Raw genomic sequence first — 21452 nt, 5'->3', positions numbered from 1 at the left:
AGAGGGGAGACAGATTGATTTTGGACTTGATCGTTTTTCCGCTTTGCTGCGTGGTGCCTTTGTTCACGCTCTTGCCATTGCTCCGCCATGAAGCCTGGTGGGTGCGCGCTTTTGAGTTTCCAGCGGTGCAGATTACTGCTGTAACCTGTGCTGCACTCGTAGCATACCCTTTGATCTATGGCTGGCAGGCGGGCGGGGATCTGGCATTGATCGGGGTTCTTCTGATCTGTGCGATCATCCAACTGGCGCGTATCATTCGATATACGCCTGTCTTTCCAAAACAAATCCAGTCAGCGCGCCAGTCGCGCCCGAAAGACCAGTTGAACCTGCTTGTTGCAAATGTTTTGATGACCAACAGAACGGCGCAGCCGCTGTTGGATCTGATCCATGATTTGAAACCGGATCTGGTTTTAGTGCTCGAGACCGACAACTGGTGGCAAGACCAGTTGGATGCGATCTCCGAGGGATATCCCTACGTGGTGCGTCAGCCATTGGATAATCTTTATGGCATGCACCTTTATTCCCGTCTTGAACTGCTGGATGCCGAGATTCTTTTTCTGGTTGAAGAAGGCGTGCCATCGATCCATGCAGAGGTTGTTCTGGCCTCGGGCCAACGGGTAAAACTGCATTGCCTGCACCCGGCGCCGCCAAGCCCCACTGAAAATGCGACCTCTGCCGAACGCGATGGTGAATTGATGGTCGTGGCCAAGACATTGGATCATCAGGCGCAATCAGTCGTTGTGATGGGGGATTTGAACGACGTGGCTTGGTCGATATCAACCCGTCTGTTTCAAAAGATGAGCGGCCTGCTGGATCCGCGTGTCGGGCGCGGTATGTTCAGCACGTTTCACGCTGGCTTTCCCCTGTTTCGCTGGCCCTTGGACCATGTGTTTTGTTCCGGTGACTTCACCGTTGTCTCGCTTGCTCGGCTGCCCAAAATCGGATCGGACCACTTCCCGATTCAGGTCGTTTTGCAACATACTCCTAGCGCAAAACGGCTCCATCCGGAGCCGGTTGCAAGTCAAAGCGAAGCCGAGTTTGCACAGCAGAAAATCATCGATGTCGATGCTGATGAGACCGCACTACGCGGCTAGAGTTCGACCTGGACCTCGTGCATCCAAAGTTTTGCTGGGCGCGACAGCATAAAGACCACCACTTCTGCCAGATCTTCGGGCTCGGTGAAGATATGATTTGGGACCTCTTCGCCAGCCTTGGCGAACATGCCGGTGTTGGTGCCACTCTGATAGAGGGCAGCGATCCGCACGCCGGTTTCGGCCTCGTCCTGCTTCAACACATCACTAAAGCCGCGCACCCCGTATTTGGTGGCCGTGTAGACTGATTGTCCCGGCTGTGCCACGACCCCGGATTTTGACACCACGTTCAGAATGGCGGCGGCCCCGGTTTTGCGCAGGGCCGGCAGCAGGGCTTGCGTCAGTTGCATCAATCCGGTGAGATTGGTCTGGACCGTCTCGATCAGGACCTGCGCAGGAATGCTGTCCAGCGGACCTGCTTTGTGCCAGATGCCGGCATTGTTGATCAGGATATCCACCCGGTCAAAATCCTCTAGGATCCGCTGGGTGGTTGCGGCAAGCGTTTCTGGCTCCATCAGGTCCATTGCATAGCTGCGCACCTCTGGTGCGCCAAGCGCCCGCGCCTGATTGCAGACCGATGCAAGCCGGGCCTCGTTGCGCCCTAGAATGGCCAGCCGGCAGCCCTCGGCCGCAAGTTTGAGGCAGATATGCTTGCCAATGCCATCGCTGCCGCCAGTGACAACAACCACTTTGTCTTTGAGGTTCATTGCAATGCCCTTTTTGTTGGTGCCTGCCTGTCTGTGAGCCTGGCTGTGAGCCTAGCTGTGAGCCTGTCTACCACGATGGCCCAGGGTATGACATCCGCGAAAGCATCAAGCCTTGGTAAGGGATAGCTCAAGAAGGCTTGCAATCGCCGGTATACTTGCTGTCGCCGGTATAAAAGAAAAAACACCCCCGGAAAAACCGGAGGTGTCAAAAGATCTTCTGATGTGACCTGGGGCTATTCCGCCGCCTGAAGTGAGGGGCCGCCCGAGGCTTTCTTCGACCCTGTTTCATCGACTGGCTTTGTCGGAGCTGTGCTGCTGTCCAGATCATCCCAAAGGATTTCGCTGGTGGGCAGCTTTCGAGCCTTTTTGGCCAGCCGCATGTCCTGGGCGATGCGGCTGGAACGTCCCCCACTGACGCGGGCCAAAAGTCGTCCCATCCAGCTCATATAGGTCGACAGCCAGACCCGGATCGACAGCAGCGAGGGCGTCACCACTAGCGTCAGCACGGTAGCGATACCAAGGCCAAAGACAACGGCGGTGGCCAGCTGCTTCCACCACAGCGCGGTGGGGCTGTCGATCGAATAGCCGCCATCAATAAAGTCGAGACTGATGCCAAACATCATCGGCGCCAGACCGGCCATGGTTGTGACGGTGGTCAGCAGCACCGGGCGAATGCGGGCCTCGGCGGTGCGGATAATCGCCTCGATCCGGGGCATCTGCAGGCTGAATTCCTGATAGGTATCGATGAGAACAATATTGTTGTTCACCACAATCCCCGCCAGCGCCACAATGCCTGTGCCAGTCATGATGATCGAAAACGGCTGCTGCATCACCATCATGCCAATCAGCACGCCTGTTGTGGACAGAACCACTGCCAGCAATACCAGAACCGCATTGTAGAAAGAGTTGAACTGCGCCAGCAGGATCACGAACATCAGCGCCAAAGCCCCAGCAAAGGCTTTGGACAAGAACGCACCGGATTCTGCCTGTTCTTCCTGATCACCGGTCCATTCCCAGGCGACGGCCCGGTCCAGTGGGCCAGTGTCGAGCCATTTGGTGATCTCGGCGATACGCTCATTTGCATTCACTGGCATGATCTTGGCGCCGTCATCCAGCGCCCTCTGCAAGGTCTCTGAACCGTCAGCAGCACTGTCATCCATCACCAGCTCAAAGAGCGTGTAGTGCAGGCCGTTGTCGGCGGTGAAGATCTGCCCTGCAGGCGTTGTCTCTTCGGGGACCAGCTTGAGCAGCGCGAGCGTCTGGTCTTCGCCGCCTTCCGGATCTGCAACCAACACCTTGCTCAGGCCGGGTTCCACATCTGCTTTGACGTCATAGAACCGCTCCTGATTGATGCGGCTGATCTGGGCCAGTTTTGGCACTGGCTTGCGGGCGATAAAGTTGGAGAGTGGCACCAGCCCGTCGGCGGTACGCACTTTGAGATTGTCGAGCGTGGCCAGAACCCGGTCTTCGTCGGGTAGGCGCACGCGGATCTCGATCTCCTCGTCGGAACTGTCGACCCGCATAGTGTCGAGCAGGATCCCGCGCGTCACCAGCTGCACCATGGCACCAACCGTGGCCACATCTGCGCCATAGCGCCCGGCTTTTTCCACGTCGACGTCGATCTGCCAGTCAATGCCGGGCAGGGGCAGGCTGTCTTCGACAAGGGTCAGGCCAGGGGTGGCATCAAACTTTGCGCGTGCGGCCAGGGTCGAATTGGTCAGTGCGTCCCAGCTGTCGCCGCGAATGCGCAGATGCATCGGTTTGCCCGAGCCGGGCCCCTGTTCCAGCGCGTTGATTTCCACCACAAAGCCGGGGATCTTGCTGAGCTCGGCGTTGAGCTCGTCAATCACCGTGTTACCGGCAAATTCAGTGGCGCTGACATCACGGGTCAGCAGATCAAAGAACCATTTTTCTGTCTGGGTCGGGCGATCCTCCCAGGGGATGATTTCGAACTGAACCTGCCCGATGGTGTCGCTGGGAGACTGGCTGTTGCTGGGTCCACCGGTATCAAGCCCGCCTTCACCTGCAAAGGAGAAGACGTTAATCACGGCCGGATGGGCCATGATGGCCTGTTCGGCTTCCTGTACCATCAGATCCTGTTCTGTCAGGCTGGTATTGCCGCGCGCCCGCACATAGGCCGTGGCCTGTTCGGGTTCTGATTCAACAAAGAACTCAACACCATAGTTGTTTTCGCTAAACATGGTGAACACGGTCATGATGCCAAAGGCGACAGCGGCCAGGGTGACGATCGGCATGATCGGGTTGCCGGCAATGAATTTGATCACATGACCAAAGGCAGTGTGGTGGTAGCCTGCCTCAACCCGGCGTTCGCGGCGCAGGATCTTGGCAGCCCCAAGGGTGATCGAGGCGGCAAAGGCGGTGACAATAAAGACGACCCCGCCAAAGGCCAGCCCGACCAGTGGTGCGGTCCCATCGGGCAGCAAGTATCCGGGGTTGAGCATCTGCATGGCACCAGCGAACATGCCCCAGATTGCAGGTGGCACCAGAAGGGCACGTACCCACCAGGGAAAGGCGCGGCGCAACCAGCCAGAGGCACCCTCGAAAAGTCGACTCATACGGCCAGAAAGCCCCCCCATGACCGGTAGATAGATCAGCGCGACCACCAGTGATGCGGAAAGGACGAAGATCAATGTGACCGGCAACATACCCATGAACTGGCCGGGAACGCCGGGCCAGAACAGCATCGGCAAAAAGGCGCAAAGCGTGGTCGCGGTTGACGAGACAATTGGCCAGAACATCCGCTGTGCTGCCTCGACATAGGCATGCATCGGGCCAGAGCCTTCCTTGATGCGTTTGTCAGCATATTCCACAACCACGATGGCACCATCGACCAGCATGCCAACAGCAAGGATCAGACCAAACATCACGATGTTGGAGATCGAAACGCCCATCAGAGCGAGAAAGGCGAAACACAGCAGGAAAGATGTCGGAATGGCAAAGCCGACAAGCAGGGCTGCACGACTGCCGAGCGAGGCAAGAACTACGATCATCACCAAAGCAACTGCCGTCAGAACCGAGCCTTCGAGCTGGCTTACCATGGAGCCCACGACCCGGCTCTGGTCATTCGAGGTGCCCAGGGTAATGGCCGCTTGCAGTTCCGGTGGCCATTTCGCCTTGGCCTGTGCCAGTGCGTCTTTCACCTGATCCACGGTGTCGATCAGGTTGTAGCCCTTGCGCTTGACCACCTGCAGGGCGACGGTGTCTTCGCCATCAAAACGCGCGGTACCGGCGCGATCTTCAAAGGTGAAATTGATTTCGGCCAGCTCACCCAGCGTGACAATACGGTCGCCGTTGGTCTTGATCGGTAGCCCGTAGATGTCGTTTACGTCATCAAAGGACGACGGGATCTTGACCGAGAAGGTGCCCTGGTCGGTTTCGACCTCACCTGCCGCAATCAGCTGGTTGTTGTTTTGCACCACATTGATCAGCTCAACCGCAGTGACATTGTAGGATTCCAGTCGCAACGGGTCGATGACCACTTCGACCATCTCATCGCGATTGCCGGCAATGCCGGCCTCAAGCACAGCGTCGATGGCCTCAAGATCATCCTGCAGATCCTTGGCGATACGCGCCATGGTGCGTTCTGGCACAGCACCTGTGAGGTTGACGATAACGATCGGAAATTCAGAGAAGTTGATCTCGTTCAGCGAATAGGTTTCAGCACCGTCGGGAAAATCCGCCTCGGCGCGGGTCATCGCGTCGCGCACATCGGCCATAATGGCGGTCTTATCCCAGCCAAAATCGAACTCCAGCGCGATGCCACCATAGTTTTCGGCCGCTGTGGAGGTCATCTTGTCGAGCCCGTCAAGATCGGCAAGCTCGGTTTCCATCACCTTGACCAGCAGGCTTTCGGCGTCTTCGGCGGAAATGCCGGGGAAGGGGACCGAGATGAACAGAGCCGGAATTTCAATGTCCGGCTCGCCTTCCTTGGGCAGGCTGGAATAGGCAAAGCCGCCCACCAGCAGCGAAATCACGATAAAGGCGACAACCATTCGGGCACGGTTGGCCGCCCAGGAGACGACGCCGATCATTGCGCAGCCTCCTTATAGGTGGGTGCGAGAGCCACACCTGAAATAACAAAATCCTGGCCGATCACGATTACATCTGCGGTTTCGGGCAGGCCTCCGACCCAGATGCCATCGGCCTCGTCACGCAGCAGCTCAACCGCATTGAACCCGGCGGTCAGATCTTCGCGCACCACGCGCACGCCTAGCTGGCCCTCATTGTTCAGTGTCAGTGCAGATTGCGGCAGCTTGTGGGCCTTGGCCCCTTCGGCGGAGATGGCGATATCGGCAGTCTGGCCGTCACGAATGGCGAGATCAGGGTTTGCAACGGAAATTTCCACCTCGAAGGTGCGGGTGGCCTGATCGGCGGACCGGCTGACGAATGTGACCTTGCCCTGAACTTGCCGACCGGTGGCCAGCTCGGCGCGGGCCATGGAGCCGACTGCGATGCGATCAACCTGGGTTTCGGGTACAAAGCCGACAACTTTGATAGTGTCGAGCTGGATCACCGTGGCACAGAGATCTCCTGGCAGGACCAGGCTGCCGAGCTCGGCTGTGTCGCTCTCCAGCAATCCGTCAAACGGCGCCTGTATGGTCAGGCGGGACAACTCCTTGCGGGCAGCACCAACGGCGGCAATGGCGGTTTCGATCCCCGCGCGCGATGTTTCCAGCCCGCCCATGGCGCTGGCAACGCCAGCAACGGCCGAGCGTTCATCTGCCTTGGAAGCAGCCAGGCGCGTCTCCGAGGCATAGCCGCCTTCAGAAAGCTTCTGCGCCGCCGTGAGATTGATCTTGGCCTCACCCAGTTTGGCGCGGGCCTCATCTAGGCGCGCCTCGGATTCGGGCATTTTTGCCCGTGCTTCGGTCAGCCGAGCCTGCGCTTCTACCAGAGCTGCGGGGCGGGTGCCGGGATCCAGTTTGCACAGGACATCGCCAGTCTTGACCCGCTGCCCCTTGCGCAAAGGTGCGGAAATCACGATCGAAGAGGTCTCGGAACGTACATCGACCTGACGCACAGCTTGTGTCATGCCACGCAGAATGACGGCACTGTCAAAGACCTGTGCCTGACTGTGCAAGGCGACAACACCGACACGGTTTTCGGCCAACTGCTCTGCCTGATCTGCGGGCTCCGCCATTGCGGAATCAGCGTTTTCCTTCTCGGCTTCAGTCGCGCTCGGCTGGACCGGGTCTTCACCGCGGGCAAAGGCGAAAAGTGTTTCGCGCTGGATGACCAGGAAATACAGGCCAAGGGAAACAACAATGGCGGTAATCAAGGGGATCAATTTCATCTTGGGCCTTTCAATAGCGATTCCTGTCTGGTGGTCGTATGGCGACCAGATGCACCAGGAATCCCGCCAGATCCCACGCGAATTGATATCCGCGATGTAGATATTGTCCATACTAAACGGAATAGTTCAGATGACAATTCTTGCGGAATTCAGGTGCTTTCTGCCAAATCACTTCGAAATGGGGCACTTGGCTTGATGCTTTAGGCAGGATATGAGGGGCCAAAGAGGAACACCGTTCGAACTTTGACCGATCTATTGTCTGGTCCACAGTCCGATCGATTTGGTTGAATTGACAGCACTTCAGGGGCAAAAACCATGAGCGACACTGACAGCTTTATTGATGAGGTGACCGAAGAGGTGCGCCGTGACCGCCTGTTCGTGATGCTCAAACGCTATGGCTGGATTGGTGGTCTGGCGGTGGTGCTGATCGTCGGCGGTGCAGCCTTTCGCGAATACAGCAAGTCGCAGGAACAAGCTGCTGCACAGGCACTGGGGGATGGGCTGATTGCAGCGCTGGCAGCTGATGATGATGCCGCGCGGGCCCAGGCCCTGGCGACAGTTTCAGCAGAAACCGCAGGCGGTGCCGCTATTTTGGCGATGTTGCAGGCGGGGGCTCAGGCTAAGGCCGGAGAGCGTGAGGCGGCCGTGGCCAGTCTCAACGCCGTTGCAGTCAACGGGGATCTTCCGCTGATCTATCGCCACATTGCCAGTTTCAAAGCGCTTGGCCTGCAACAGGATAGTCTCAGCATTGCCGACCGTCGCCTGCAGTTTGAAGCTCTGGCTCAGCCGGGGGCACCGCTCGCTTTGCTGGCCAGTGAACAATTGGCACTGTTAGACGTCCAGGAGGGCAAGACTGAGGCCGCGATTGCGCGTCTGAAAGAGATTGTTGAGGCTGCAGCTGTGACTGCGGACTTGAAAGACCGGGCCTCGCAAGTGATTGTGGCCCTGGGTGGCACCTTGGATGTGGCATCGACGCCAGAAGGTTAACGTAACCGCAGTGAGTATATGCGGAAAGAAACAATGGTTTGCGGGGCAGGGTAATGACGGCAGCTAACTCTTTTTCTTTGGTTCGGGTCCTGCTCTGCAGCACGGCACTGGCTTTTGGGCTATCAGCCTGCACAGAGCCCGAAGTGATCCTGCCAGGCAAGCGCGAAGCGATCCGTCCTGAGGGCGACATCGATGTGGTGAACCAGTCGGTAGCGATTTCACTGCCCAAGCAGATCGCAAATGCGTCCTGGGCGCAGGGGCATGGTGACCCGAAACAGCGCACGGCTCATCCGGCGCTGAGTGCAGCACCAAGCCCGGCCTGGTCAACTGCGATCGGGTCTGGTGACGGGCGCCGGCAACGGATCACGGCCCGCCCCGTGGTGGCCGATGGCCGCATCTATACGCTGGATAGCGCCGCCAAGGTCTCGGCGGTCTCGCAGCAGGGGCAACTGCTTTGGCAGAGCGATCTGATTCCCGCCCGTGATGATGAAGGACAGGCGACCGGCGGCGGCATGGCCTATGACAATGGCGTGCTGTATATTTCGTCCGGTTTCGGCGTGTTGACCGCATTGGATGCTTCCAGCGGTAAACAGATCTGGCGGCAGGAGCTTGATGCAACAGGGTCGGGTGAGCCGCGCGTTCGTGACGGGCTGGTTTATCTGGTTGCTGGTGATGACACCGGCTGGGCCATCCATACCAAGGATGGCCGTATTGCCTGGCAGATCGAGGGCGCACCCAGCCCTTCCAACATTCTGGGCGCCCCTGCTCCGGTGGTGACCAATGATCTTGCGATTTTTGCTTTTGGTTCAGGCGATCTGGTCGCCACGTTCCGCCGCGGAGGCTTGCGCCGCTGGAACGCTTCTGTTGCTGGCCAGCGAACCGGCAATACCCTGTCGCGGATCAGTGATGTGACCGGTGCGCCGGTGGTTGCCGGGAAATATGCCTATGTTGGCAATCATTCCGGGCGCACAGTTGCCTTTGACATCGATAGCGGCGAGCGGCGCTGGACTGCGCAGGAAGGTGCAATTGGTCCGGTCTGGCCTGCGGGCGGCAGCCTGTTTCAGGTCAGTGACCGCAACCAGTTGTTACGCCTGAATGCCGACAGCGGTGAGGTCCTTTGGGCCGTGGATCTGCCCGGCTATCTGAAGGACAAGCCCGGCAAACGCGGTGCTGTACATGCCCACTATGGCCCGGTTCTGGCAGGTGGAAACCTGTTGGTCGCGTCCAACGATGGGCTGTTGCGCCTGTTCAATCCTACCGATGGCAGCTTGGTTCGCAGCATTGAGGTGCCCGGTGGGGCCACGGCGGCGCCGGTGATTGCTGGCAATACTCTTTACCTGGTGTCGAGCAAGGGGAACCTGCTCGCCTTCCGCTAAAACGCAATCGGCTCTGGCCGAGGGCGCGTAGATGCGCTATGGGGCGCGTCTCAAACGCTGAAAGTTGGGTCCGATGTCTTTTACCCTCGCTATCGTGGGCCGTCCGAATGTGGGCAAGTCCACTCTGTTCAATCGCCTGGTAGGCAAAAAGCTGGCGCTGGTCGACGACCAGCCTGGTGTCACGCGTGATCTGCGCGAAGGCGAGGCGCGCCTGGGTGATTTGCGCTTTACGGTGGTTGATACAGCGGGTCTGGAAGATGCCACCGACAACTCTCTTGAGGGGCGGATGCGGCGCCTGACCGAACGCGCCGTAGACATGGCAGATATCTGCCTGTTCATGATCGACGCGCGCACCGGTGTGACACCAGTGGATGAGATGTTTGCCGAGATCCTGCGCCGGAAATCCGCGCATGTAATCTTGGCGGCCAACAAGGCAGAAGGCAACGCCGCCGAGGCCGGTGTGCTGGAGGCCTATGGTCTGGGATTGGGAGAGCCCCTGCGGCTCTCTGGTGAACACGGCGAAGGCATGCCGGATCTCTATTCAGTTCTGGTGCCGCTGGCTGATCAATTTGAAGCCGAGGCAGTGGATCATTCTCCTGTTGTGGATCTCGATCTCGAAGAAGATGACGACTGGGATGGCGAAACCGTCCCGGATACGCCGGTGCCCACCCGCGACAAACCACTGCAGGTTGCCGTGGTCGGGCGTCCCAACGCAGGCAAATCAACCCTGATCAACAAGATCCTCGGAGAGGATCGTCTATTGACCGGTCCTGAGGCCGGTATCACCCGCGATGCAATCTCGTTGCAGATCGACTGGTCCGGCACGCCGATGCGGATCTTTGACACCGCCGGGATGCGCAAGAAGGCCAAAGTGCAGGAAAAGCTGGAAAAGCTTTCGGTGTCCGATGGTCTGCGCGCGGTGAAATTTGCCGAGATCGTTGTCGTCCTGCTGGATGCGGAAATCCCCTTTGAACAACAGGACCTGCGCATCGCCGATCTGGCAGAGCGCGAGGGCCGCGCGGTGGTAATTGCCGTGAACAAATGGGACGTCGAAGACAACAAGCAGGAGAAACTGCGCGATCTGAAAGAGAGCTTTGCCCGGCTGCTGCCACAGCTGCGTGGGGCACCGCTGGTGACAGTTTCTGCCAAGACTGGCAAGGGGCTTGACCGGCTGCACGACGCGATTATGCGCGCCTATGATGTCTGGAACCGCCGGGTGCCAACTGCGGCGCTGAACCGCTGGCTGACGGGCATGCTGGAACAGCACCCGCCGCCGGCACCTCAGGGCAAGCGGATCAAACTGCGTTATATGACGCAGGCAAAAACCCGCCCGCCGGGCTTTGTGGTCATGTGTTCGCATCCAGATAAAATTCCGGCCAGCTATACCCGCTATCTGGTGAATGGGCTGCGACAGGACTTTGATATGCCGGGCTCTCCGATCCGTCTGACCATGCGCGGCCAGAATGACAAGAACCCCTTCAAGGGCCGCAAGAAGGCGCCGCCCTCTAAGCTGCGTAAACATCTTTCTGGGCGCCGGGACTGATTTCCGGGATTGACGCATGTCTCCCGATCAGGCTGTGGATGAAGAAAAGCTGAACGGTTGATAAGACTTTTAGCAACATCCTGCGAGGCGACTCGCAGGATGTTTTTTTGTGCATTCTATCTTTGGTGGTGGGCTGTTGGAAAAATCTTGCTTTGATTGATTGATATCAGCGGAATTGTCTTTAAGTTAATTCTACCCCTCACAGGTGGGCCTCTGGCGGATCTCTGACGTCGCATTTCTTTGAGGTCTCAAATACTGCTCCGCAAACGCTGGTACATCGTGCCAGAACCGATTGTTGGCACGCTGGCTGGAGGGACATATTTTTAAGAACGCCCAGAATGATTTATAAGGGCGTTACACTGCGCATTTAGGGATGGCCCCATGGATTTGCGAAGCTACACGCGTCAATACGCAAGACAGGATAACAGGCTGGCAGCGATCAGCTATTTTGGTACATTCGCGGTCTATTTTGTAGCACTTGCGCTGGCTATTTCCCAGGCCGATCGTTGGTATGTGCTGTTGCCCGCCGGGGTGGTCTTTGCCTTCGCGGCAGTGCGGCTATATGTTTTACAGCACGACACTGGCCACCATTCCCTGTTTGAAACCCGGCGCCAAAACGAATGGGCAGGGCATATTTTGTCGCCATTTACCTTTGCTCCGTTTGAGGTGATGAAGCAGAACCACAACCTGCACCATGCGAATATCGGCAATCTGGAGCACCGCGAAACCGGCGAGATCCATACCATGACCCTGCGCGAATGGCAGCATGCGGGTTTTTGGCAGCGCCTTGGCTATAGACTGTATCGCAACCCTCTGATCCTGGTGCCATTGGGGGCGGCTTTCACCTATTTTATCCGCTATCGCTGGCCCAAGAACAGTGGGGAGTTTGGCGCATTTGGCGTGCTTTTGCACAACCTGACCATATTGGCGTTACTTTGGGTTCTCTATTCAGTCGCGGGTCTGCAAGGGGTGATGATCTGGTTTCTTTTCTCCCTCCTTGGGGGGATGATCGGAGTTTTTCTGGTCTACCTGCAACATAATTTCGAAGATACCTATTGGGACCGACGGCCTGATCTTAACCCGGCAGAGGCAGCCCTGCAGGGGTCTTCTTGTCTGGATTTCGGCTGGTTCTTTGATTTTGCCGTGGCCAATATCACCCTGCATGACATTCACCATTTCAACGCACGCATTCCCAGCTACCGGCTGCGTCAATGTCATTACAATCTGCCGGATGAGCTGGCGCCGCGTCGGATCAAATTTCCCGAAGCCCTACGGGCCGTGACCCTAAAGCTCTGGGATGAGGATAAAAAGCAACTGGTCCCCTTTCCGGCATAAGCCGTGCTGTGCAATGCTGCTGCCTATTGAATGATGCGCGCGACATTTCAACAGGAGTAAGGCAGGGATGACAGAAATCACCAAACTGACCGGCGTTGGACCGGCATTGGCCGCGACACTCAAAGCGCATGGGCTGACCTCTGCAGAAGAGGTGGCCGCAGCTTCGCTTGCGGATCTGCAAAAAATTGGCGGCATTGGGGCTGCGCGCGCTGCCGGATTGAAACAGGCGGCGGATGATTTTTCCAAATCGCAGGTGAAATCAACTGCAAAGGCTTCCGACGACAAGGGCGGAGCGGCCGCGAAAGCTGCTGATCAAACTGCAGTCAAACCCGCATCACCGAGGCCATCTGTAAAACCACTTGCAAAGCCCCAGGTGAAATCGTCCGCGAAAAACGGTGGTAAGGCGGCAGCCAAGTCTGCCAAGAGCAAGAATCCTGTCGCCAAACTGTCTTCCGAAGCGGAGGAGGCGTTGAGCGCGGCGCTGGCCGCCGCGGAAACCGCAAGGAAGGCAGCCGAGAGCAAGGCAGAAAAAGCCAAAGCCAAGGCGAAGAAGTCGCTGCGCAAAGCGGAGCAGTTGATGGAAGAAGTGGCGCGGGCGAAGGAAAAAGCCAAGGCCAAGGCGAAAAAGGTCAAGGCAGAGGCACGGCGCGCGATCGAGCGCGAAAAGGCAAAGGCCAAAGCCATTCTTGAAGGTCTGGAGCAGGGCAAGAAGTCAAAACCCAAAGCAGACAAGAAGAAGAAAGCCAAGAAATAGGCTGGTCTCGGCTTTGAGCCAAATCCTGAAGTTTCTCGAGGGGCCGTCTTTGATCAGTTCAACAGAGCCATCTGAATAGAAAGAGCCGACGCCCCTTTCGGAGCGTCGGCTTCTCTGTGTGCACCAGCCGCATGCGGGCAGGGCTTTCCGGTGTTAGACCAGCTGACCTTCGGCTGTCAGGGTCAGCTTGCCGCCCAGATAGGGGGAAAGGACTTCGGGGAGAGTAACCGAGCCATCCGCTTGCTGACCGTTTTCCAGAACTGCAATCAGGCAGCGCCCGACTGCCAGACCAGACCCATTCAGGGTATGCACGAACTCGGGCTTTTCGCCATCCGCGGGGCGGAAGCGCGCATTCATGCGGCGCGCCTGAAAGGCACCGGTGGTCGAGACAGAAGAAATCTCGCGGTAGGCATCCTGACCAGGCAGCCAGGCCTCGATATCAAAGGTGCGGCGCGCGCCAAAACCCATGTCACCGGTGCACAGCACCACTGTACGATAGGGCACACCCAGCTTTTCCAGCAGACCTTCAGCGCAGCGCAGCATGCGTTTTTGCTCATTGTCGCTTTCGTCCGGATGCGTGATCGAGACCATCTCCACCTTTTCAAACTGGTGCTGGCGCAGCATGCCGGAGGTGTCGCGCCCAGCCGAGCCGGCTTCCGAGCGGAAGCACTGGGTGTGGGCTGTCATGCGGATCGGCAGATCTTTGGCTTCGAGCACATCACCGGCGACCGAATAGGTCAGGGTGACTTCAGAGGTCGGAACCAGCCACCAGCCATTGGTGGTCTGATAGCTGTCGTCGCCGAATTTGGGCAGCTTATCTGTGCCATACATCGCCTCGTCGCGCACCAGAACCGGCGTCTGCATCTCGGTGAGGCCGTTTTCATCGACATGGGTGTCGACCATGAACTGCGCCAGCGCACGGTGGATGCGAGCCACGCCGCCCTTGAGGAACACGAAACGTGCGCCAGAGGTTTTGGCGGCCGTTTCAAAGTCCATGCTGGAGGCAACGCCTTTGATCTCAAAATGCTCCTTTGGGGCAAAATCCAGTGCGCGCGGCGTGCCCCAGCGGTTCACTTCGACATTGTCGTCTTCATCGGCGCCATCAGGCACATCGTCAGCAGGCAGGTTGGCGATACGGGCCAGCATATCGGTCTGCTTTGCGTCCAGTTCCTTGGCTTCGGCCTGCAGGGCGGCGACTTCTTTCTTCTTGTCGGCAACCTCGGCGCGCAGGCGCTCAAAGGTCTCGTTGTCGCCTTTGGCCTTGGCGGCACCAATTTCCTTGGCGGCCTTGTTCTGCGCGGCTTGGGCGGCCTCGGCTTGCTGGATCTTGGCGCGACGCGCCTCGTCCAGCGCCAGAATGTCTGACGACACGCCCGCATCCCCACGTCGCGCCAAAGCGGCGTCAAAAGCAGCAGGATTTTCGCGGATTGCACGGATGTCATGCATGGTGTCGGCTCCTCGACGGTTTTTGAATCACTATGGAACCTATGCCGCAAGGGGTGGCAAAGAGAAAGAGGGCAGGGGCAAAAGGCCTAAATTGTTGTAGGAAGGACCTGCTTGATTCAGCCAAGGCCGGTCGTAGACCGGCCAGCGCCCGACCCTCCCGTCAAACCAAAGGTTTGCTTGCAGAAAAGGGGAGGGCGCTTCACGCCCACCCAGGGTCAGGCGCTTCGCTTTTTTTACTAGGGTCAGGACGCATAGCCAGTAGATGACGAGAGCTGCGAGGGCGATTGCTGATAGGAATACCTTCGGGCACCTATCGTATCGGGTCGCCACACGCCGCCAATCCTTAAGCCTTCCGAACATGATTTCGATCCGGTTGCGACGTTTGTAGCGGCGCTTGTCATAATTTACGGTTTTCTTGCGTTGCTTCCGACCCGGGATGCAGGCGCGTATCCCTTTGTCTTTCAACGCCTCTCGGAACCAATCAGCGTCGTATCCTCGGTCCCCGAGCAGCCATTCGACCGTAGGCAAACTACTCACCAAAGCGCCGGCGCCGATGTAGTCGCTGACTTGTCCTGCTGTGACGAACAGGTTGAGAGGACGTCCCTGGCTGTCGCAGATGGCGTGCAGTTTGGTATTCATGCCGCCCTTGGTTCGGCCTCCCTTTCAAGACATTTCTACGCAATACCCTGCCGGGCAATGATCAGACGTCCACGCCCCCCTTTTTCGCGGCCATGCTGGTCGCTGTACGGTGAGCTTTCAGATACGTAGCGCCCTCTGCCCGGCAGGGCATCACGCAGGTGATGTCCCGAGAGGGATCATCACGGTCTTTTCTTCGCCGTGATCAGCAGCCAGACCGACCATCATCTGTGCGAAGATGCCTTTGTCGCTCCACCGTTTCCAGCGGTTGTAGAGCGTCTTGTGCGGACCATAGGCGTCAGGGGCATCGCGCCACCTTAAGTCATTGCGATTGATGAAGATAATCCCGCTCAAAACACGCAGGTCATCGACGCGCGGCTTGCCGTGGGACTTTGGGAAGAAGGGCTGCAGACGTGCCATCTGCACATCCGTCAGCCAGAAGAGATCCCGTCAGCCAGAAGAGATCAGACGTGATTCACCGCTCAGTTTTCGAACCGTGAATCACGTCCTTCAACAGAAATCAATGGGTCCTGACCATAGAGGTCAAGCAAGGCTGGCCCTACTGGTGTATTCTTCTCAAGTCCTCCTCTGAGCTTTGCCTTTTCCCAAGCTTTTCAGGGTCAGAGCCTGCGCTTGCCTTGCAATGCTGGGGTGCAACGCATAGGTTCGCCGCAAATTAACGGCACCTCGCCAAGAGGGTGCCGGATAGACAGAAGGAAGACCCCCTTGGATATGAACCAGATTGGCCAGTTTCTCCCGCTCATCCTGATCTTTGCGATCATGTATTTCCTGCTGATCCGTCCGCAGCAGAAAAAGATGAAAGAGCATCAGAATATGGTCTCCAATGTGCGTCGCGGTGATCAGGTTGTGACCCAGGGTGGCCTGATCGGCAAAATTGCCAAGGTCAAAGACGACAACGAGGTCGAGGTTGAGCTGGCCGAAGGCGTCAAGGTGCGTGTGGTGAAATCCACTATCGCTCAGGTGCTCAGCAAGACCGAGCCAGCAGCTTAAGACCCTTCCTTAACAAACTGAAAAGGCAGGGCAATGCTGCAAATTGATCTCTGGAAGAGGGTTCTCATTTGGCTGGTCTGTGTGACCGGCCTTTTGCTTGCCCTGCCAAATGGGTTTTACACCCGCGTCGAGCAGTCCAATGACGCCGCCGCGGAAATCATCGCCAAGGGTGACACGGCGGAACGGCAGGCGCTGGTCGCGCAATGGCCCTCCTATCTGCCGTCCTCATTGGTCAATCTCGGGCTGGATCTGCGTGGTGGTGCGCATCTGCTGGCCGAGGTGCAGGTCGAGGACGTCTACGGTGCGCGCATGGATGCGCTGTGGCCTGAAGTGCGCGATGCACTGCGCCCGGAACGGGCGACAGTTGGCAGCTTTCGTCGCCAGCAGGCGCCTGAGGGGCAGATTCGCCTGAAGATTACCAAGCCCGAGGGCATGGAACGCGCGCTGGAAGTGGTGCGTAGACTAGCCAATCCGATCACCAGCCTTACTGGGGGCGGGGCATCGGATATTTCCGTTTCTGGTACCGATGACATTATCACGGTTGAGCTCTCAGAGGCCGAGCGTCTGGCATCAGATGATCGCACCGTGCGCCAGTCACTGGAAATCGTGCGCCGCCGCATCGACGAGGTCGGCACGCGGGAACCAACCATTCAGCGTCAGGGCGCCGACCGGATCCTGATCCAAGTGCCGGGCATTGGCTCCGCCTCTGAGCTGAAAGCCATCATCGGCACCACCGCGCAGCTGACCTTTAACCCTGTGGTGGGGCGTGGCTCTGACGCTAATGCAGCTGCCGGTGTTGGCAACAAGGTGATCCCCTCGGTGGATGAACCTGGTGCTTTCTACACGGTAGAGGCCGCGCCGGTTGTGACTGGTGAACAACTGGTGGATGCACAGCCTGCCTTTGACCAGAACGGTCAGCCTGCGGTGAACTTCCGGTTCAACACATCGGGCGCACGCAAGTTTGGCGACTACACGGCCGAAAACATCGGTTCCCCTTTCGCGATCGTGCTGGATGATGAGGTCGTCTCGGCCCCGGTGATCCAGTCTCATATTCCGGGGGGATCCGGCATTATTACCGGCAATTTCAGCATCGAGGAAAGCACCAATCTGGCGATCCTGTTGCGCGCCGGTGCCCTGCCTGCAGGGCTGGAGTTCCTCGAAGAGCGCACTATCGGGCCAGAGCTTGGCCAAGACAGCATTGATGCTGGCAAGATCGCGACCATCGTCGCCTTTGTCGGCGTGCTGGTCTTTATGGCTCTGAGCTATGGTCTGTTTGGCATCTTTGCCAATGTAGCGCTGATCCTGAACGTGGCGCTGATCTTTGGTTTTCTCAGCCTCATCGGTGCGACCCTGACCCTGCCGGGGATTGCGGGTATCGTGTTGACGGTTGGTATGGCAGTCGACGCCAATGTGCTGATCTTTGAACGGATCCGCGAAGAGCTGAAGGCAGGGCGCGGTCCCGCGCGTGCTATCGACGAAGGCTATTCCAAGGCGCTGAGCGCCATTCTGGACGCCAATGTCACCACTTTCATCACAGCTGTGATCCTGTTCGCTATGGGCTCTGGCCCGGTGCGCGGTTTTGCGATCACGCTGGGGCTTGGCATCATGACCTCGGTGTTTACCGCGATCTTTGTCACCCGCCTGATAATTGTGATGTGGTTTGAGCGTCGTCGTCCAAAACAGATTGAGGTGTAATCATGCGGCTTAGACTAGTTCCTCAGGAAACCTCATTCGACTTTTTCAGCAAATGGAAAGTCTGGGTTGGGGTTTCCGCACTGCTTATGGTGCTGAGCCTTGCGTCATTTGGCCTGCAAGGTCTGAACTTCGGCATCGACTTCCGAGGCGGCACCACGGTGCGAACCGAAAGCTCCTCGGCGATTGATGTTGGTAGCTATCGCGATGTGATAGCACCTTTGGGGCTAGGGGATATCTCGATCACCGAGGTGTTTGACCCCAATTTCGACGAAGACCAGCACGTGGCGATGATCCGCATTCAGGCGCAGGCCGACGGTGAAGCGATCTCGGGAGAGGTCATCGAAACACTGCGCACCACCCTGGATGTGGTGGCACCTGGCATAAAGTTCGTGTCGGTTGAATCCGTAGGCCCCAAGGTTTCGGGTGAGCTGGTGCAAACCGCGATCCTGGCGGTGGTGCTGGCGATCGGTGCCGTCCTGATCTATATCTGGTTGCGGTTCGAGTGGCAGTTTGCACTTGGTGCCGTGGCGGCTCTGGTGCACGACGTGGTGCTGACCATTGGCATTTTTGCGGTGCTGCAGATCAAGTTTGATCTGGCCATTATCGCGGCCCTGCTGACAATCGTTGGCTATTCGTTGAACGATACCGTGGTTGTGTTTGACCGAGTGCGTGAAAACCTGCGTCGCTACAAGAAAAAGGATCTCGGTGAGGTTCTGAACCTGTCGATCAACGAAACGCTTAGCCGGACGGTGATGACCTCTGTCACCACGCTGCTGGCGCTGATTTCTCTCTATGTTCTGGGTGGCGACGTGATCCGTGGCTTTGTCTTTGCGATGATCTGGGGCGTGATTGTGGGGACGTATTCGTCGATCTTTGTAGCCTCGACCATTCTGCTGCGCCTTGGCGTCAAACGCGATTGGAGCAAACAGGCCAACACAGCAGGCAATCAATTCTCCAACATTGATGCTTGATGCACTGATCCTTGCACTGGAAGGGGCCATGGCAGTGCCGGGCCTTTTCTGGATGATGATAACAATAGGAGCCGCAGGACTTGTCCGCGGCTTCACTGGTTTTGGCACTGCGATGATCTTTGTGCCCATTGGCACGCAGTTTTTGCCAACGGCGGATGTGGTGTTCTTGATGGCTGCCACCGGTTTGATCTCTACCGCAGCGCTGTTTCCATCCGCCTGGAAGATTGCTGACAAGGCCGAAGTCGGCGCCTTGGCGATCGCCGCAAGCGTGGCAGTGCCGTTTGGATTGTGGCTGATGGCGCAACTGGATGCGCTGACTCTGCGCTGGATCCTGTCCGGCATAATCGGCCTGACGCTTTTGGCGGTGGTGACGGGCTGGCGCTGGCAGGGACGTCTTGGCTGGCGCGGGCGTTTTGCGATTGGCGGCACGGCTGGGACCATTGGTGGCATGACCGGGCTGACGGGGCCTGCGGTCATCGTGTTTTATCTGGCCAATGCGCGCGATGTATCAAAGGTCCGGGCCAACACCATCGTGTTTCTGGCGCTGCTGGATTTGGTGATCGTAACCAATCTGGTGTTTGACGGGGTCGCCAACTGGCAAACGCTATCGGTGGCCGTGTTGCTGGCTGGTCCTTATCTGGTCACCACCCTGATCGGTAAGGCGCTGTTTGATCCCCGTCTGGAACGGCTGTATCGTCTGGCCTCATATTCGGTGATTGGCCTTGCGGTCTTGATCGGACTGCCGCTGTTTGACTAAAAGCGGGTTACGTAAATACGCAAAAGGACTTTCCCATGCGCCTTAACGAAGTGACATTTACGGATGCAAAACCTGTGGATGGCTACGGCCCCGGGTTCTTTCGGATTGCCGGTGAGGTGCAGCAGGGCGGTATTCTGACCAGTGGTGCAGGGACACAGCTCTGGAACGGTTTCGATGACCGCGAAGCCCTGTTGCAGCTGGCAGGAAAGATGGATGTGGTCTTTATCGGGACAGGTGCTGAAATCTGTCATATCCCTGCCGATCTGCGTCAGGCGCTGGAGACGGCTGGTCTGGGCGTTGAGGTGATGAATTCACCCGCCGCCTGCCGGACATATAACGTGCTGCTGTCCGAAGGACGTCGGATTGCTCTTGCCGCTTTGCCGACCTGATTGCCGAGAAACACTCCGGAGCGAGAGATCCTGAGTATAGTCGACTGAGCCGCAAAAACATGAATTCTGGAGCAGATTTGACCTACCGCAAGGCAGCGCGCGTAACTTGCAGCTTTTCTGCGCCCAAGCAATGAGATAAGCCGGTATTCATGTCACTGAATGTATCAGATCTGAAGGTCTCTCGCGGCGGTTTGCCGGTGCTGGAGGGGATCAGTTTCAGCCTTCCTGCGGGGCGGGCGCTGATCCTGCGCGGACCCAATGGGATCGGCAAGACGACGCTGTTGCGCTGCATTGCAGGCTTGCAGCCGCCGCTGGCTGGCGTGATTGCCGGTGGTGACGAGCAGATCGCCTATGCAGCCCATTCCGATGGTTTGAAACCGGCTCTGACAGTGGCAGAAAACCTGGCGTTTTGGGCCAGTGTCTTTGGCGCAGCTTCGATTGAGCCCGCCCTTGAAGCCTATAATCTGACTCAATTGCGCGACCGTCCGGCCGGCGCTTTGTCTGCGGGGCAGAAACGACGCTTGGGCCTTTCACGGATGCTGGTCACCGGGCGTGCCATTTGGGTGATGGATGAACCTACGGTGAGCCTTGACCGCGACTCTGTTGCCTTGTTTGCCGATGCCGTACGCGGCCATCTGGCAACGGGCGGCGCGGCGCTGATCGCCACTCATATCGACCTTGGCTTGGATGCGGATGTTCTGGATGTGGGGCCGTATAAAGCAAAGCCACTGGCCCTGGATGATTTCGACGGAGGTTTCCTGTGATTGCGCTGTTGATGCGGGATCTGCGCCTTGCAGTGCGGGCAGGGGGCGGCTTTGGCCTAGGGCTTGCGTTTTTCCTGATCGTGACGGTGATGGTGCCTTTTTCGGTCGGACCTGAATCCGACCTGTTGTCGCGCATAGCGCCCGGCGTGCTATGGCTCGGCGCGTTGCTGTCCTGCCTGTTGTCGCTGGATCGTTTGCTGGCGCTGGACTGGGAGGATGGATCGCTTGATCTGCTGGCCACAGCGCCGCTGCCGCTGGAAGCTGTTGTCAGCGTCAAGGCGCTGGCCCATTGGATCACCACCGGCCTGCCGCTGGTTCTGGCCGCGCCTTTGCTGGGCGTGTTGCTGAACCTGCCTGTCGAGGGTTTCAAATGGGTTGTGATCTCGCTGCTTTTGGGCACGCCTGCGCTGTCGGTGATCGGAACCTTTGGTGCAGCATTGACGGTGGGGCTGAAACGGGGCGGTTTGCTCTTGTCACTGTTGGTGATGCCACTTTATGTGCCGACCCTGATTTTTGGCGCCGAAGCTGCCCGTCGTGGGGCTTTGGGCATGGGGGTCGAGACACCTTTGTTGATGCTGGCGGGGATTTCCGCCGCTGTTATTGCGCTGATGCCCTTTGCCAGCGCCGCCGTTTTGCGTATCAATCTGCGCTAGCTATATAAGTAACCACAATCGGG

General features: G+C 58.0%; 17 protein-coding genes and 1 pseudogene. 13 read left to right on the top strand and 5 right to left on the bottom strand.

Translation table 11 applies throughout. The annotated features are described in order from the left end of the window. Positions 1–14 precede the first annotated feature (14 nt). Positions 15–1094: an endonuclease/exonuclease/phosphatase family protein gene (locus PH5382_RS16595; RefSeq protein ID WP_058335514.1), complete on the top strand. Its 1080-nt coding sequence runs from the start codon at positions 15–17 to the stop codon at positions 1092–1094. On the opposite strand, the gene PH5382_RS16590 is transcribed toward PH5382_RS16595, so the two are convergent. From PH5382_RS16590 to PH5382_RS16580, 3 genes are all read right to left on the bottom strand, one after another. Next, positions 1091–1798: an SDR family NAD(P)-dependent oxidoreductase gene (locus PH5382_RS16590; protein ID WP_058335513.1), complete on the bottom strand. Its 708-nt coding sequence runs from the start codon at positions 1796–1798 to the stop codon at positions 1091–1093. The two genes, PH5382_RS16595 and PH5382_RS16590, sit on opposite strands and share 4 nt — an antisense overlap. Before the next feature lie 233 nt (positions 1799–2031). Continuing rightward, complete coding sequence (locus PH5382_RS16585) at positions 2032–5850, bottom strand: efflux RND transporter permease subunit (RefSeq protein ID WP_058335512.1); 3819 nt, start codon at positions 5848–5850, stop codon at positions 2032–2034. Further along, the gene (locus tag PH5382_RS16580; RefSeq protein WP_058335532.1) at positions 5847–7112 is read right to left on the bottom strand and encodes an efflux RND transporter periplasmic adaptor subunit; all 1266 of its coding nucleotides are present in this window, start codon (positions 7110–7112) and stop codon (positions 5847–5849) included. The genes PH5382_RS16585 and PH5382_RS16580 overlap by 4 nt, the downstream gene beginning before the upstream one ends. Before the next feature lie 315 nt (positions 7113–7427). Between PH5382_RS16580 and PH5382_RS16575 the strand changes: the two genes are divergently transcribed. The 5 genes from PH5382_RS16575 to PH5382_RS16555 all read left to right on the top strand — a co-directional run bounded on the left by PH5382_RS16575 (position 7428) and on the right by PH5382_RS16555 (position 13107). After that, positions 7428–8099 (top strand): hypothetical protein, encoded by a 672-nt coding sequence (locus tag PH5382_RS16575; protein ID WP_058335511.1) that lies wholly within the window; start codon positions 7428–7430, stop codon positions 8097–8099. 53 nt (positions 8100–8152) lie between these two features. Continuing rightward, the gene (locus PH5382_RS16570) at positions 8153–9475 is read left to right on the top strand and encodes a PQQ-like beta-propeller repeat protein (protein WP_058335510.1); all 1323 of its coding nucleotides are present in this window, start codon (positions 8153–8155) and stop codon (positions 9473–9475) included. A 73-nt stretch (positions 9476–9548) separates the two neighbouring features. Then, positions 9549–11018 carry a ribosome biogenesis GTPase Der gene (gene der, locus PH5382_RS16565; RefSeq protein ID WP_058335509.1) on the top strand — a complete coding sequence of 490 codons (1470 nt, stop codon included), beginning with the start codon at positions 9549–9551 and terminating at the stop codon, positions 11016–11018. A 381-nt stretch (positions 11019–11399) separates the two neighbouring features. Beyond that, the gene (locus PH5382_RS16560; RefSeq protein WP_058335508.1) at positions 11400–12353 is read left to right on the top strand and encodes a fatty acid desaturase; all 954 of its coding nucleotides are present in this window, start codon (positions 11400–11402) and stop codon (positions 12351–12353) included. A gap of 67 nt (positions 12354–12420) precedes the next feature. Beyond that, positions 12421–13107, top strand: a complete 687-nt coding sequence (locus PH5382_RS16555; protein ID WP_058335507.1) for a helix-hairpin-helix domain-containing protein — start codon at positions 12421–12423, stop codon at positions 13105–13107. A 153-nt stretch (positions 13108–13260) separates the two neighbouring features. Here the strand turns inward: PH5382_RS16555 and serS are convergent, their stop codons facing one another. Together serS and PH5382_RS19545 are read right to left on the bottom strand one after the other, a co-directional pair. Further along, positions 13261–14553, bottom strand: a complete 1293-nt coding sequence (serS, locus tag PH5382_RS16550) for a serine--tRNA ligase (RefSeq protein ID WP_058335506.1) — start codon at positions 14551–14553, stop codon at positions 13261–13263. 252 nt (positions 14554–14805) lie between these two features. Continuing rightward, positions 14806–15609, bottom strand: a pseudogene (locus PH5382_RS19545) (IS5 family transposase); the annotation flags it as partial. Between the two features lie 312 nt (positions 15610–15921). Here PH5382_RS19545 and yajC point away from each other — a divergent pair. From yajC to ccmB, 7 genes are all read left to right on the top strand, one after another. Further along, positions 15922–16200 (top strand): preprotein translocase subunit YajC, encoded by a 279-nt coding sequence (gene yajC, locus PH5382_RS16535; RefSeq protein WP_058335505.1) that lies wholly within the window; start codon positions 15922–15924, stop codon positions 16198–16200. Between the two features lie 33 nt (positions 16201–16233). Further along, positions 16234–17895, top strand: coding sequence for a protein translocase subunit SecD (secD, locus tag PH5382_RS16530; RefSeq protein WP_058335504.1), 1662 nt, complete (start codon positions 16234–16236; stop codon positions 17893–17895). 2 nt (positions 17896–17897) lie between these two features. After that, a complete protein-coding gene (secF, locus tag PH5382_RS16525) occupies positions 17898–18866 on the top strand; it encodes a protein translocase subunit SecF (protein ID WP_058335503.1) in 969 nt (322 codons plus the stop codon). Continuing rightward, positions 18859–19623 carry a TSUP family transporter gene (locus PH5382_RS16520; RefSeq protein ID WP_058335502.1) on the top strand — a complete coding sequence of 255 codons (765 nt, stop codon included), beginning with the start codon at positions 18859–18861 and terminating at the stop codon, positions 19621–19623. The genes secF and PH5382_RS16520 overlap by 8 nt, the downstream gene beginning before the upstream one ends. 35 nt (positions 19624–19658) lie before the next feature. Next, positions 19659–20012 (top strand): Mth938-like domain-containing protein, encoded by a 354-nt coding sequence (locus tag PH5382_RS16515; protein WP_058335501.1) that lies wholly within the window; start codon positions 19659–19661, stop codon positions 20010–20012. A gap of 149 nt (positions 20013–20161) precedes the next feature. Beyond that, a complete protein-coding gene (gene ccmA / locus PH5382_RS16510) occupies positions 20162–20776 on the top strand; it encodes a heme ABC exporter ATP-binding protein CcmA (RefSeq protein WP_058335500.1) in 615 nt (204 codons plus the stop codon). Continuing rightward, positions 20773–21429 (top strand): heme exporter protein CcmB, encoded by a 657-nt coding sequence (gene ccmB, locus PH5382_RS16505; protein ID WP_058335499.1) that lies wholly within the window; start codon positions 20773–20775, stop codon positions 21427–21429. The genes ccmA and ccmB overlap by 4 nt, the downstream gene beginning before the upstream one ends. Positions 21430–21452: the final 23 nt, after the last annotated feature.

Source organism: Phaeobacter sp. CECT 5382, from assembly GCF_001457775.1.
Taxonomy (GTDB): Bacteria; Pseudomonadota; Alphaproteobacteria; order Rhodobacterales; family Rhodobacteraceae; genus Pseudophaeobacter.
Note: the sequence above shows the minus strand (reverse complement) of the source record. Positions and strands in the feature narration are given on the sequence as shown.

Coding starts and splice junctions, on each gene's coding strand:
- secD (WP_058335504.1), top strand. CDS start 16,234: ATGCTGCAAATTGATCTCTGGAAGAGGGTTCTCATTTGGCTGGTCTGT.
- PH5382_RS16555 (WP_058335507.1), top strand. CDS start 12,421: ATGACAGAAATCACCAAACTGACCGGCGTTGGACCGGCATTGGCCGCG.
- der (WP_058335509.1), top strand. CDS start 9,549: ATGTCTTTTACCCTCGCTATCGTGGGCCGTCCGAATGTGGGCAAGTCC.
- yajC (WP_058335505.1), top strand. CDS start 15,922: ATGAACCAGATTGGCCAGTTTCTCCCGCTCATCCTGATCTTTGCGATC.
- PH5382_RS16580 (WP_058335532.1), bottom strand. CDS start 7,112: ATGAAATTGATCCCCTTGATTACCGCCATTGTTGTTTCCCTTGGCCTG.
- ccmA (WP_058335500.1), top strand. CDS start 20,162: ATGTCACTGAATGTATCAGATCTGAAGGTCTCTCGCGGCGGTTTGCCG.
- PH5382_RS16570 (WP_058335510.1), top strand. CDS start 8,153: ATGACGGCAGCTAACTCTTTTTCTTTGGTTCGGGTCCTGCTCTGCAGC.
- secF (WP_058335503.1), top strand. CDS start 17,898: ATGCGGCTTAGACTAGTTCCTCAGGAAACCTCATTCGACTTTTTCAGC.
- serS (WP_058335506.1), bottom strand. CDS start 14,553: ATGCATGACATCCGTGCAATCCGCGAAAATCCTGCTGCTTTTGACGCC.
- PH5382_RS16515 (WP_058335501.1), top strand. CDS start 19,659: ATGCGCCTTAACGAAGTGACATTTACGGATGCAAAACCTGTGGATGGC.
- PH5382_RS16560 (WP_058335508.1), top strand. CDS start 11,400: ATGGATTTGCGAAGCTACACGCGTCAATACGCAAGACAGGATAACAGG.
- PH5382_RS16575 (WP_058335511.1), top strand. CDS start 7,428: ATGAGCGACACTGACAGCTTTATTGATGAGGTGACCGAAGAGGTGCGC.
- PH5382_RS16590 (WP_058335513.1), bottom strand. CDS start 1,798: ATGAACCTCAAAGACAAAGTGGTTGTTGTCACTGGCGGCAGCGATGGC.
- PH5382_RS16520 (WP_058335502.1), top strand. CDS start 18,859: ATGCTTGATGCACTGATCCTTGCACTGGAAGGGGCCATGGCAGTGCCG.
- PH5382_RS16585 (WP_058335512.1), bottom strand. CDS start 5,850: ATGATCGGCGTCGTCTCCTGGGCGGCCAACCGTGCCCGAATGGTTGTC.